Origin of the sequence: Bacillus sp. FJAT-22090, from assembly GCF_007676755.1 — a bacterium.
Classification (GTDB): Bacteria; Bacillota; Bacilli; order Bacillales_A; family Planococcaceae; genus Psychrobacillus.
The window spans coordinates 150,030-163,844 of sequence record NZ_VEBK01000007.1; the positions used below are offsets into that span (position 1 = coordinate 150,030).

Annotated in this window: 12 protein-coding genes; 10 read left to right on the forward strand and 2 right to left on the reverse strand. The window is 36.8% G+C overall.

The window, feature by feature from the left end; genetic code table 11:
- Positions 1 to 80 precede the first annotated feature (80 nt).
- Genes dinG through FS486_RS10930 form a run of 7 tightly spaced genes read left to right on the forward strand, consistent with a single transcriptional unit; the run spans position 81 to position 6,561 of the window.
- Positions 81 to 2,837 carry an ATP-dependent DNA helicase DinG gene (gene dinG / locus FS486_RS10900; protein WP_144511361.1) on the forward strand — a complete coding sequence of 919 codons (2,757 nt, stop codon included), beginning with the start codon at positions 81 to 83 and terminating at the stop codon, positions 2,835 to 2,837.
- A gap of 23 nt (positions 2,838 to 2,860) precedes the next feature.
- Positions 2,861 to 3,031 carry a YpmA family protein gene (locus FS486_RS10905; RefSeq protein ID WP_144511362.1) on the forward strand — a complete coding sequence of 57 codons (171 nt, stop codon included), beginning with the start codon at positions 2,861 to 2,863 and terminating at the stop codon, positions 3,029 to 3,031.
- Positions 3,032 to 3,034: 3 nt separating this feature from the next.
- Positions 3,035 to 3,523 (forward strand): cell wall elongation regulator TseB-like domain-containing protein, encoded by a 489-nt coding sequence (locus tag FS486_RS10910; RefSeq protein ID WP_144511363.1) that lies wholly within the window; start codon positions 3,035 to 3,037, stop codon positions 3,521 to 3,523.
- 26 nt (positions 3,524 to 3,549) lie between these two features.
- On the forward strand, positions 3,550 to 4,845 hold the full coding sequence (gene asnS / locus FS486_RS10915) for an asparagine--tRNA ligase (RefSeq protein WP_144511364.1): 1,296 nt from the start codon (positions 3,550 to 3,552) through the stop codon (positions 4,843 to 4,845).
- A 47-nt stretch (positions 4,846 to 4,892) separates the two neighbouring features.
- The gene (locus FS486_RS10920; protein ID WP_144511365.1) at positions 4,893 to 5,603 is read left to right on the forward strand and encodes a DnaD domain-containing protein; all 711 of its coding nucleotides are present in this window, start codon (positions 4,893 to 4,895) and stop codon (positions 5,601 to 5,603) included.
- 12 nt (positions 5,604 to 5,615) lie between these two features.
- Positions 5,616 to 6,272, forward strand: a complete 657-nt coding sequence (gene nth, locus FS486_RS10925; RefSeq protein WP_144511366.1) for an endonuclease III — start codon at positions 5,616 to 5,618, stop codon at positions 6,270 to 6,272.
- Positions 6,259 to 6,561, forward strand: coding sequence for a YpoC family protein (locus FS486_RS10930; RefSeq protein ID WP_144511367.1), 303 nt, complete (start codon positions 6,259 to 6,261; stop codon positions 6,559 to 6,561). The genes nth and FS486_RS10930 overlap by 14 nt, the downstream gene beginning before the upstream one ends.
- Positions 6,562 to 7,420: 859 nt before the next feature.
- On the opposite strand, the gene FS486_RS10935 is transcribed toward FS486_RS10930, so the two are convergent.
- On the reverse strand, positions 7,421 to 10,084 hold the full coding sequence (locus FS486_RS10935; protein ID WP_144511368.1) for a PBP1A family penicillin-binding protein: 2,664 nt from the start codon (positions 10,082 to 10,084) through the stop codon (positions 7,421 to 7,423).
- Positions 10,085 to 10,105: 21 nt separating this feature from the next.
- Positions 10,106 to 10,705 carry a Holliday junction resolvase RecU gene (gene recU, locus FS486_RS10940; protein ID WP_144511369.1) on the reverse strand — a complete coding sequence of 200 codons (600 nt, stop codon included), beginning with the start codon at positions 10,703 to 10,705 and terminating at the stop codon, positions 10,106 to 10,108.
- 248 nt (positions 10,706 to 10,953) lie between these two features.
- Here recU and FS486_RS20130 point away from each other — a divergent pair, with 248 nt between their 5' ends.
- From FS486_RS20130 to FS486_RS10950, 3 genes are all read left to right on the forward strand, one after another.
- Positions 10,954 to 11,109, forward strand: a complete 156-nt coding sequence (locus FS486_RS20130) for a hypothetical protein (protein WP_186321418.1) — start codon at positions 10,954 to 10,956, stop codon at positions 11,107 to 11,109.
- Positions 11,110 to 11,184: 75 nt separating this feature from the next.
- Positions 11,185 to 11,556: a YppE family protein gene (locus FS486_RS10945; protein ID WP_186321419.1), complete on the forward strand. Its 372-nt coding sequence runs from the start codon at positions 11,185 to 11,187 to the stop codon at positions 11,554 to 11,556.
- Positions 11,546 to 13,813 (forward strand): DEAD/DEAH box helicase, encoded by a 2,268-nt coding sequence (locus tag FS486_RS10950; RefSeq protein ID WP_144511371.1) that lies wholly within the window; start codon positions 11,546 to 11,548, stop codon positions 13,811 to 13,813. Before FS486_RS10945 ends, FS486_RS10950 begins: the two co-directional genes overlap by 11 nt.
- Positions 13,814 to 13,815 lie beyond the last annotated feature (2 nt).

Genomic DNA, 13,815 nt, shown 5'->3' on the forward strand with positions numbered 1-13,815 from the left:
TTTCTTTTAGCATATTTTTCGTTTCTGTTTGGGGAATGTGGTACAATTTTTTTAGATATTAATGAATAGCGAGTTGAGAAATGATGGAAAATCATAAATATGCAGTTGTCGATATTGAAACAACAGGCCATTCATCGACGAGTGGTGACCGTATTATTCAACTTGCAATTGTATTTATAGAAAATAGCAAAATTGTGGATACCTTTACTACATTTATAAACCCACAAAAACCAATTCCTTACTTTATACAAGACTTGACCAAAATTAAAGATGCCGACGTGGAGAATGCACCACTTTTTGAAGAGATAGCATCCAAAGTTTCAGATTTACTCCAAGACCATATTTTTGTTGCACATAATATTCATTTTGACCTTCCTTTTTTACAAAAGGAGTTAAAACGAGTGGGTCTTCCAAAGCTGGTATGTAAGACGATGGATACGGTTGAATTTGCGAAGCTAATGTTTCCTACTATGTATAGTTATAAACTTCAAGACATTGCAACAGAATTACATATTGACCTACATGCCGCACATCGTGCAGATGATGATGCATTGGCTACTGCTCATTTATTATTAAAATGTAAGGACCAATTACAGAAACTTCCTTTAAAAACAATTGAATTATTACATAAAAGGTCTTTTCAGTTGAAATCGAATCTTTCCATACTTTTTTTCGATATGTTAACAAAAAAAAGAAAACAATATGATCCAACTGATTCTCCTATATATCGGGGAATACCGTTAAAAAAACTTGGTGAAGATTATGGAAATATCACAAATTGCATTCCTTATCCACTAACGAAAAAGTTAAAAATAGCGTTATTTCAAAATGGTTTAAACCAATTTGAGGAAAGACATGGTCAATTTGAATTAATGGACGAAATACATCATGCTTTAGAGACACAGACAGAGATAGTCTGTGAAGCGGAAACTGGAATAGGAAAAACGTTGGGTTATTTACTGCCTACTATCACGTACGGGTTAAAACATCAAAAACCAGTTATCATTAGTACATATACAACCTATTTAATCGATCAATTAGTATTAGAAGAAATTCCAAAGTTGAATAATATTTTGGGGATTGAAATTCGTGTTGCGAAACTTAAAGGAATGCACCATTATATTGACTTATATCGATTTTGGCAACATGTCCAGCTGGAAGATGAGTCGTATGATGAAACGTTTACAATTATGCAAATGTTAGTTTGGTTGACAATGACGGATGAAGGCGACCTAACAGAGCTAAATGTTTCTGGTGGGGGTCAATTGTTTGTAGATAAAATTAGAAAAACTTCTCCTTCCAAAGGAACAGAAGCAAAAGAAATAGACTTCTATGAAAGAGCTCTTCGTAAAAGTGAAAAATGTGATATTTTAGTAACAAATCATGCGATGATCATGGCTGACCAAGAGCGGGAAAAACAATTATTAGCGCATGGCTGTGCAATGATAATAGATGAGGCGCATCAGTTAATCCATGCAAGTATGTCGCGAAGAGAACGTGTTTTTTCTTATACGAATTGGAAGTATGTATTAGGACAATTCGGGACACTAGATACCGATCATCTGCTCGGAAAACTTACATTGCTACATATACCTTTAGCTTTACAAATTCGACTGGAAAGGCAGTATGTGGAGGTAGTGGAGTCATTTGATCGCGCCATCTCTTCTATTATTCGCGCTATCCATCCTTTAAAAGGACATTTAAAGACCACAAAAAGAATGGCGTTGTTAGAAGATTTGTCTTTTGATGAGTCTATTTTCCGTATAGTGGCAACTGCTATGCAAACGTATATTCTCTCTGCGAAATCCATTATATCTTCTTATGCAAAAGATGAATTGAGTGAACAAACTGTTTTATTGAACGAGTGGAAGTATTGGATAAGAGAACTCGAAATTAAAGTAAGCGAATGGGATGAAATCTTTTTACAGGATGAAATTATCGAAGCTAAATGGCTAGAAATCGATATAAGAAGTATACCGGGAAGTTTGACTATTATAAAAAGACCACTAAATTATCAAACGGATATAAAAAATGCGCTTGATCCTTTTAGAAAAGCGGGTGCGATCGTCTGGACATCTGGTACTCTGACCGTTCCTACGAATCGACATTTTATTACGTCGCAACTAGGGCTGAGTAAGAATATCCCCATCATTCAGTATAGAGCTGCCCCAGACTATTATAATGGAGCTGAGCTGTTAATAATTGAAGATATGCCAGATATTAAGCAAGTATCACAAGGAGATTATATCGAATCAGTCGCAGAAGCAATTGTTCAAACTGTTCTTGTTTCTGAGGGGAGATGTTTTGTTTTATTTACTTCTCAAGATATGCTGCGAAAAACGGTAGAACTCATTCAGGATACGAATTTATTGGAAGACTATATGCTATTTGCACAAGGAATGACTTCGGGAAGTAGAATGCGTCTATTGAAATCATTCCAACGCTTTTCAAAATCAGTGCTTTTTGGAACAAACAGCTTTTGGGAAGGTGTAGATGTTCCTGGGGATGCTTTGTCGGTTATTATTATGGTTCGTTTACCATTTTCATCTCCAGATGACCCTTTGTTTAAAAAAAGAGCAGAATTATTAACCAAAAATGGACAAAACCCTTTCACTGCTTATTCGCTTCCAGAAGCAGTATTGCGATTTAGACAAGGGTTTGGACGCTTAATACGTTCCTCTACCGATAAAGGTGTTTTTATCGTATTAGATAGAAGAATTGAAACGAAGTCATATGGAAGTGATTTTTTACAGGCAATTCCTAATATTCCTGTTAAGAAAGTGTCACTAGAAAATATGGTCTTAGAGCTCGAAAATTGGTATACTAATGAAGGATGAGTTTTAGAAAGCAGGTAGACAATATGGAAAACAAAATTGAAGTGCTATCTACTGTTACTGTCGATTACCAATCAGACTTGTATAAAATAGTAGATGCATTAAATCGAACTTTAAAACAGCAGGATTTAATGTTTGGATTAGCACTTGATAAACAAAATCAAGAAAAAGCTGTTTTTACGATTTATAGGACTTAGTAAATGGCACTTAAAAGATGGCTATTATTTATTGTTGGTTTTGCGATTAGCTTAACGGTTATACTTAGCTTACTCATTTATGTACAAGCAAAAGCACCCTTTAAAGATGCGAACAATAACGCGGAGGAATATGCAACAAAAAACAATTTGTTGGCGAAAGTAGACGATTCATATGTATACAATAGTACTACTACATTTCATACAGTAATCGGGACTACCTCCAAGGGAGTAAAAAAAGCATATTTTATTCCAGAAAAAGCAACCAAAGATGCTATTATGGAAGTAAAACTACAAGATGGCATATCAAAAGAGCAAGCAATTAAGCTAGCCTTGGAAAAAGAAAAGAATAGTAAGTTGTTACATGCTAAGCTAGGTGTCGAAGAAATAGGACCGGTATGGGAAATAACCTATGTAAACGAAAAAAACAATCTCAATTACGTTTATCTGCTATTTGATAATGGAGATTGGTGGAAACGAATTTCAAATTTATAAAACTTTTAAAGGCTGTGGAGGATAAGATGAAAAAAATAATGATTAAAGATATGGCTAACCATGTTGGCGAAACAGTAAAACTTGGTGCATGGCTTGCCAATAAACGTTCAAGCGGCAAAATTGCATTTTTACAATTACGTGACGGCTCTGGATTCGTACAAGGAGTCGTAGTAAAAGAAGAAGTGGGAGAAGAAATTTTCCAAACTGCTAAAGGGTTAACGCAAGAAACTTCGATGTATGTTGTGGGTGAAGTAACAAAAGATGAAAGATCTTCATTTGGATATGAGCTACAAGTAAAAGAGATTACCGTTATTCATGCAGCTGTGGACTTTCCCATTACGCCAAAAGAGCACGGAACTGAGTTTCTTATGGACAACCGTCATTTATGGCTACGATCTAGAAAACAGCATGCCATTATGAAAGTTCGTAACGAAATTATCCGTGCAACTTACGAATTTTTTAATACGAATGGTTTCGTCAAAATGGATCCACCAATTTTAACTGGTTCATCTCCAGAGGGTACATCCGAATTATTCCATACAAAGTATTTTGACGAAGATGCGTATTTATCTCAATCTGGACAATTATATATGGAAGCTGCAGCAATGGCTCTTGGAAAAGTATTTTCCTTCGGACCTACATTCCGTGCTGAAAAATCGAAAACTCGACGCCATCTAATTGAATTCTGGATGATTGAACCTGAAATGGCTTTTGTGGAGTTCGATGAGAGCTTGGAAGTGCAAGAGCAATACGTAGAATTCATTGCTCAAGCTGTCTTGAAAAATTGTACTCTAGAGTTAGAACGTCTAGGACGCGATGTATCAAAACTCGAAAATATTAAAGCACCTTTCCCTAGAATTACATATGATGATGCAGTAAAATTTCTGCATGAGAAAGGCTTTGATGATATTGAGTGGGGAGATGACTTTGGTGCTCCACACGAAACTGCAATTGCTGAAAGTTATGACAAACCTGTATTCATCACACATTATCCAAAAGGCATTAAACCATTTTATATGCAACCACATCCGGAAAGAGAAGATGTTGTATTATGTGCAGATTTAATTGCTCCAGAAGGTTATGGGGAAATCATAGGTGGATCAGAGCGTATTCACGACTATGATCTACTAAAACAACGAATACAAGAACATGGATTAGATGAAGCGGCATATTCATGGTATTTAGATCTTAGCAAACAAGGTTCTGTGCCACATTCAGGATTTGGTCTTGGATTAGAGCGGACAGTTGCCTGGTTAAGTGGAGCGGAGCATGTACGTGAGTCGATACCATTCCCACGTTTATTGAACCGTCTATATCCATAATACGTAAATATTGAACATTGTAATATTGTTAGAAAGGGAGTACGAGTATGCAAAAGCGAGATCGACTCCGTATCTGGATTGAGCAGGGAAATGTTACCATTTCCCAGCTTTTTTTTAGTCGTTACAAAGCGATTAATATAAAAGATGAGGAAGCGATTCTTTTATTGCATTTAATCGCTTATGGAGAAGCAGGAAACCATTTTCCGACACCACAGAATTTGGTAGATCGAACGCATTTTAATGAAAGCAAAGTAGTTAGTATTCTGCAACGTCTCGTTCAAAAAGGGCTTATTCAAATTGATCAACATATGGATTCTGATGGTGTTCACTATGAATATTATGCTTTTCACCATTTATGGGAGCTGTTGCTGGATTGTTTAGAACAAGAAGAGAGCAATGCGGAGGACAAGCAAGAAAAAGAAGAAGAAGGCGAAATATATAAGTTATTCGAACAAGAATTTGGAAGATTATTATCGCCTATGGAATACGAAACAATTGGCATGTGGTTTGACCAAGATAAACATACAGCGGCTTTAATTCGCTTAGCATTGAAAGAAGCAGTTTTATCGCAGAAACTTAGCTTGCGATATATTGATCGCATTTTATTTGAATGGAAAAAGAAAAATATTAAAACGGTTGAAGCAGCTGAAAATCAATCAGCACAATTTAGACAGTTTACAACGGTTTCAAAACAAGTAGAACAATTACCAACTTCCGCAAAAGTCCCATTTTACAACTGGTTAGAAGAGAGAGAGTAGGAGGGATAAATTGTGCTGACGAAAGTACAATGGCATTATTGCCTAGATGAGATGGAGCGAATGTTTCCCAACGCTCATTGTGAACTAGTTCATAAAAATCCGTTTGAGTTGCTAGTTGCAACATTATTATCTGCTCAATGTACAGATGTACTCGTGAACAAAGTAACAAAGAGCTTATTTCAAAAATACACAAAGCCAGAAGATTACTTAGCAGTCTCAATAGAAGAATTACAAAATGATATTCGATCGATTGGTTTGTACCGCAACAAAGCGAAAAATATTCAAGCTTTAAGTAAACAGCTGATTGAATTATATGATGGGGAAGTACCAGCAAATAGAGATTTACTCACTACTTTTCCAGGTGTAGGACGTAAAACAGCAAACGTCGTTGTGTCCGTTGCATTTGATATTCCAGCTATTGCAGTAGATACCCACGTAGAGCGGGTAACCAAACGACTAGGGCTTTGTAGATGGAAAGACTCAGTTCTACAAGTCGAAGAAACACTTATGAAAAAAACACCAATAGAACTTTGGTCTAAGGCACATCATCAACTCATATTCTTTGGCCGCTACCACTGCAAAGCCCAAAATCCCAATTGCCCGGAATGTCCTTTGCTATCTTTATGCCGTGAAGGTAAGAAAAGGATGAATAAAATTGTCCAATCATAAAATGGATGATGCATTTACCCGCTGGGATGAATTGCGTGGTAACTTAACAATTCTTTTTCGAGACAAGAATTTCAATAGAAGCGATTACATGGAACAGGGTATTCAGCTTTTAGAATCTATTCTAGCTGAAGTAGAAGATGCTGCCCCTATTAATTTTTCGGAGCGCTTCGCCTTTATACAAAACAATAAACAAAATCATACTGCATTTCGTCAATTGGATGAGTTATTCAAAGAGACAAAAAAGAAAAATGCCCGTCTTCGAGTGCAGAATACCCAAAAAAGAGAATGAGCACACCGCTCATTCTCTTTTTTGGGTAAGTAGGGGCGAAAAAGTAAGAAAACGGCTAAACGCAACCATATGAGCCACGAGCGCAACCAAACTTAGCGCAAGGACAACCATTTATCAAAAAGCGCTCACTTAATAGAAAAAGCATAATTTGTGAACGAAAAAGTAAGAAAATGGCTAAACGCAACCAAATGGACCACGAGCGCAATCATTTTCGGTGTGAAAGCAACCAATTAACAAGTGAGCGCAATCAAACTTAGCGCAGGGGCAACCAATTCAGCAACGAGAGCAACCATTTATCAAAAAAGAGCTCACTTAATAAAAAAAGCATAATTTGTGAGCGAAAAAGTAAGAAAATGGCTAAACGCAACCATATGAGCCACGAGCGCAATCAATTTCAGCATGAAAGCAACCAATTAACAAGTGAGCACAACCAAACTTAGCGCAGGGGCAACCAATTCAGCAACGAGGGCAACCAATTATCAAAAAGAGCTCACTTAATAGAAAAAGCATAATTTGTGAGCGAAAAAGTAAGAAAATGGCTAAACGCAACCATATGAGCAACGAGCGCAATCAATTTCAGCATGAAAGCAACCAATTGACAGGCGAGAGCAACCATTTATCAAAAAGAGCTCACTTAATAAAAAAAGCATAATTTGTGAGCGAAAAAGTAAGAAAATGGCTAAATGCAACCATATGAGCCACGAGCGCAATCAATTTCAGCATGAGAGCAACCAAACTCAGCGCAAGGGCAACCAATTCAGCAACGAGAGCAACCAATTTTACCACGAAAAGGTACTCACCATACAATAAGCTACAAAAAAAGAGCAATCCTTTAGAGGATTGCACTTTTCATTAGAAATTATGGACTTACATTTGTATTTTCTTCCCCGTCACTTGTTCCATCTGGATTTGTATAGTCGCCTGGATTTACTTCTCCATCTGTATTTCCATTGTTTCCATTCTCATTGGTATTGCTATTGCCATTATTATTTCCGTTTCCATTTCCATTGTTGTTTCCGTTCCAATTTCCATTCCCATTATTGTTTCCGTTTCCGTTATTATTCCCGTTTCCATTCCCATTGTTATTCTTATCCTCCGAGCTTTCGTTTTCATCTGGCTCAGCAGGAGGAATGTCTTCTTCAAGATCTTCTTCGACAAAACCTTCAATTATGAGAGGAACAGATGCAGGAGCACTTCGAATATCATCCGAAACTGCTACTACGGTAAATACGTACGTACTTCCTGGAATTAGACTTTGTACAATTAAACCAGTTTGATCGGTTGTTTGTAATATTTCAGATGGTCCATTATCGATTGCTACGGAGACTTCAAATTTTACATTTTCATCTCCATCTTTCGGTTGTTCATAGTCCCACATTAATGTGGCAGAAGATGTACCCTCGTCGTAATCAACCTTTAGATTAGTTGGAGCATTTAACTCTTTCTGTTCATATTCCTCAGAGACCGTAGTAGGTTCAGTGCCTTTGACAAATAGCTCTGTAGATTTTAAATTATCTGGCGTATATTCACTTGCTAACTGAAGGGGATCGGTTCCTTTTTCAATCGTCACTTCTACGACTGAATTAGGTTTACTGAATTTGGCCGTTTCCTTTCCTTCTGAAATATTAGCCATCACTTTTTTAAAGATTTTTTGTGGTAAATAACGTTCTTCATTTGTAGTCATTGGTGTTTTCATCTCTGGGTAACCAGCCCAAACTGCGATAGAGTAGTTTGTTGTGTAACCAGCAAACCAAACATCAGGAAATGCGCTTCTTGGTAAATCCCATTCTTTCATTTGGTTCGAGTCATAGTTGGATGTACCCGATTTACCGGCGATATCTAAGCCACTAATTGCTGCTGTTTTAGCAGTTCCTTTAGTTAATACGTCACGTAAGATATCTGTAATTATATATGCTGTTGAATCTTTCATTACTGCTTTTTGTTTAGGACGGTAATCCTTTTCTGTTTTTCCGTCACGATAAACTATTTTATTGATTGCATATGGTTCCGTATGAATACCACTATTACCAAATGCAGCAAATGCACCAGCCATTTGAATTGGAGACATGGCTTTCGATGTACCACCAATTGCACTACTTTCGTGTACTTCTCCAATGTCGATACCAAAACGATTAATAAATTCTTTTGCGTTTTTTGTACCGACTTCTTTTAATGTTTTTACTGCAGGTACATTTTGAGAGTTGTAAAGTGCTTCGCGCATTGTCATCTTGCCTTTATATTTCCCACTGAAGTTTCGAATTACTTGTTTTGTACCTGTATAAGTCATTTCTTCATCTAAGATTGTTTGACCGGTAGACCAATTTAAAAATTCTACTGCTGGGCCATAATCAAGCAAAGGTTTAATAGTTGAACCTGGTGATCTAAGTTTCATATCGTGGGCATAGTTGTAACCACGATCAGCTCCGTAGTTACGACCACCACCGACAGCTGCGATTGCACCCGTTTTTGTATCAATGACTGCTACAGCAGACTGAATGTCTTTTGTTGGAAACATATCAGAATTCAACGTTTCTTCTACTTGTTTTTGTGCTTTTGGTTGAAGTGTTGTGTAGATGGTAATCCCTTCTGAAATTGAATCTCCGTCTCCTTTTTTCTCCAACTCATCTAAAACGATGTCTATAAAAGCATCATATTTAGAACCCTGTTTTGCCACTCGATCTTCTTCGGGAAGTAACCCATCCTCTATCGGAACTGCTTGAGCAGCTTTCATTTCCTCGTCCGTAATTTTTCCATGTAAATTCATAAGATGGAGCACGATATTTCTTCTTTTTTCTGCACGTTCAGGATATTTGAAAGGATTGTAATTATTTGGGCTTTGTGGCATACCTGCCAATACAGCAAATTCATCCAACTTCAAGTCCTTTAGTTCTTTGCCATAAAACTTTTTAGCAGCAGTTCCAATCCCATATGTTCTTCCAGACATTAATACTTTATTAAAATACATTTCAAAAATTTCTTCTTTTGAATATTTTCGTTCTAATTGAACAGCCAGATAGGCTTCTTGAGCTTTACGTTTTAATGTTTTTTCCGTAGTAAGGAATGAATTTTTAATCACTTGCTGTGTAAGCGTACTTGCACCTTGAGATCCAAAACCACTTGTAAAGTTTGCCAGAACTGCTTTTCCTAAGCGTAGGAAATCGACACCCATATGATCGTAAAAACGGACGTCTTCTGTTGCGAGAATTGCATCTTCCATTTGTTGAGGTATTTCATCATACGGTATATATTCTCTGTCTTCTGCTCCGACTGTTGCAAATACATCTCCATTTGCATCTAACAGTTTCGGGCTAATAGGGTCTTTTAAAGAACTTTCATCTAACTTAGGTGCTGTGCTTGCATAATAAGCGAAGAGTGATCCTCCACCTATAGCTCCTAAGACACCTAAAGCGAGTATTATTAATATTATTCGTTTTATCCAAACCTTAACTGGTTTAGCTGTTTTTTTCTTTTTTTGTTGTAATTGCTTTCTTCGTTGTTCACGAGTTTGTTTTTGCTCACTCATAAACGTCTCCTCACTTTCACTTTATACGTTCAAGTCATTAACTATTTTTAAATAATCAATTCTTGGTGCATATTTGGGCATGATTTCGATTGCGTGCTCTTCAAATTCGGTTAAGGCAATAGATTTTCTTCCTCCCGCTAGCATTCTATCCCAATACTGCTTTAACTGGTCAAAAGGTAAATAGAAATAGCGATCCATTGCGGAAAAGCGAACGAGTAAGAAACTGATGCCATGTTGTTTTGCTACTTTACTCATATGTTCAACTTGATGGAGATGAACATTTTTTAAAGGAAATGCTGTTCTATTTTCCGTTTCTTTTGCCTCAAAGTCAATATATTTCCCTTTAAATACTCCATTAAAGTCGGTAGTGGATGGTGTCCGATAGTATGCTTCTTTAATAACAGCACTACTTCTACTTGGATAATCGACTTTTACAACTTGAATTGGTATTGGTTTTTTATAAATGACTGCTATTTCATGCGCAAGATAGTATTCGTTTGCATCGCTTATCTCATCTTCTAAAGTTCTACCCCTATTGCTAAAAGAATAATCTTTTGTTTTTTTAGTTTTCGTTTTCTGGTTGGGAGTATAGACTTTCCCATTTGGATAATGAATAGCCAAGATCCTCACCTCTCTATGCTATTAGTTTATCACTTTTGGGCAGGAAGACTCCACCCTCAATGATGTGTAATGCATATTCTGATCCAACACAAGATAATTAGACGCTAACTATTCATATTTAGTTTCATTCCCCCTATTTGCGACTGTTTGTCGACATTCTACTAGTTTTGTCCATTTAAAAGAACGTTTGTCGAGAGGGGAGGTATTTCTAAAAAAATAGGGAACATACACTAAAAGGAGGTAGGAAAATGAATAAAATTGAACGTATTATTGACCAATTAGAGTTGTTGGAGTACTTACTAGAAAATCGATTGAGTGACGAACAAGATCAATTTGAAGCGGATTTCAGCAAATCATCTTTTCGTTTGCTTGGCAAGCTAGAGAAAATTGAAAATCAATTGTAAGGAATGTACGTTCGTTTGAAACTAGTAATATCGTTTAATATTTGTTAAACTATTACTAGAATGCGGGGGATTATTTTGTCGTTATTACAATTAAGTAAACAGTTATTAATAGAATGCGATGAAAGCATAGTACGTTTTCATTTATATAGAGAAGAAGATAGAGAACCTGATTTTTTTCAAGATGTGAGGCCACATGCATATAAAATAGATGAATTATTGCTTGAATGGGAAAAACTCGTTTGGACGTGGATTCGAGTGAAGCGACCAAAATATGTACACCCCAGTCAAATTGAGTCCTTACTTGAATCCATGAAGCAATTTATTGTCCAGTCCTATTATAAAGGTACGAGTAAGAAAAGATTCCTAAAAACGATTCATTCGTCGAAATATACACTAGAAACAATTATTCAAGCGATCAGCGAAGTGGGGGATGAATATGAGGACTAATAAAAGTATTCAAGAATTATTAGATGACTGGAAGATTGATGAAAATCGTTTTTCCAGGATTGAGCATATTCATGTAACGGAAGAGAAAGAAGCAATATATGCTCCATTTCCTGAAACAATGCATCCATCCATTCAACGAGCGTTACAAAGCCGTGGAGTGCATCAATTATATAGTCATCAGCGACAAGCATTTGATGCCGCAAAATCAGGGAAATCATTTACGACCATTACTCCAACCGCCTCCGGTAAATCTCTTTGTTATCATCTTCCGGTTCTTCAATCGATATTAGAAGACCCTACCTCGCGAGCAATTTATTTATTTCCTACAAAAGCATTGGCGCAAGATCAAAAAAGTGATTTGAATGATTTAATAAAAGCAAGCGAGGAAAAGATTTTAAGTTTTACATATGATGGAGATACAGAGCCGGGTATTAGACAAAAAGTTCGAAAGTCTGGACATATTGTATTAACAAATCCAGATATGCTTCATTCTGGGATACTCCCCCATCATACTAAATGGGTCTCTCTTTTCGAAAACCTTAAATATATTGTAATTGATGAAATTCATACATATAAAGGCGTATTTGGTAGTCATGTAGCGCATGTCATTAGGAGATTAAAAAGAATTTGTGCATTTTATGGAAGCAATCCACAGTTTATATGTACTTCTGCGACAATTAAAAATCCAAAAGAGTTAGCAGATAATCTTACGAATACGACGCATGAACTTATTGATCAAAATGGTGCTCCTGCTGGGAAAAAACATTTCGTCTTTTATAACCCACCGATTGTACATCCCGTATTTAATGTACGCAGAAGTGCTGTTTTGGAAGTGCGTGACTTAGCCCAGGAATTATATACAAATGGGATTCAAACAATTGTATTTGCTAAAAGTAGGGTACGCGTAGAAATGCTAGTAACTTATTTACAGGCGTTAGTTAGCAAAAAGATAAATGATCAAACCATTAGAGGATATAGAGGCGGATATTTACCATCCGAAAGAAGGGTTATTGAGAGAGGGTTAAGAGATGGGGTTATTCGAACGGTGGTTAGTACGAATGCATTAGAACTTGGAGTCGACATTGGTCAACTACAAGCATGTATTATGACTGGCTACCCAGGTAATATTGCAAGTGCCTGGCAACAAGCAGGACGCGCGGGAAGAAGGCAAGATGAAGCACTCATTATTTATGTGGCACAGTCCACTGCGCTCGATCAATACGTTGTGAAGCATCCAGAATATTTTCTAGGCCAATCGCCAGAAGAGGTGCGTATTCATCCAGATAATATGATTATTTTGATGGATCATTTAAAATGCGCTGCGTTCGAGCTTCCCTTTACTGTAATGGATGAGTATGCTGAGTTTTCGATTCAGGAATTGCTCGCTTTTTTAGAGAGTGAAGGGGTTTTATTGAAAACAGCAGAGAAATGGCACTGGATGTCCGAAAGTTTTCCGGCCAGTAATATTAGCTTGCGTTCTGCTTCTCAAGAAAATGTCATCATTATCGACCAAACTATACCGACAAAAACGAGAGTAATTGGGGAGATGGACCAATATAGTGCCATGACTTTGCTGCATGAAGAAGCGATCTATTTACATCAAGGTACACAATTCCAGGTGGAGATACTAGATTGGGAAGAGAAAAAAGCATTTGTAAAAGAAGTCGATGTGGACTATTTTACCGATGCAAGTATTGCGGTGGAATTAAAAGTGTTAAGTGAGGATAAGGAAGAAATAGGAGATACTGGAACGTTGCGTTTTGGTGATATTATTGTGTTGGCCCAACCGACTATTTTCAAAAAGATTAAATTTGATACACATGATAATATTGGTTCTGGAAAAATTCATTTACCACCTCTTGAATTGCATACTTCTTCTACTTGGTACAGTTTTGATAAGCCGAATGATTGGACAGATACATTATTATCCGATGCAATGACTGGTGTGGCCTATGCGCTACATGCATTTATACCGCTATTCATACATTGCGATGCAAAAGATATTCATGTTGTACCACAAGTGAAATCGATCAATGCAGAAAAGCCTACTTTTTATATGTATGACAGCTATCCAGGTGGAATTGGTTTATCTGAAAGAATGTTTGATTTGTGGACTGCTTTAGTTCCAAAAGTAGCTAAGCAAGTAGAGGCTTGCCCATGCAATAATGGCTGTCCCGCATGTATTGGAGCTCAGGATGCAGAGTTAAATTTAAAAAAAGAAGTGATTAAATTATTTCACTCATTAGCAGGTGAATAAGC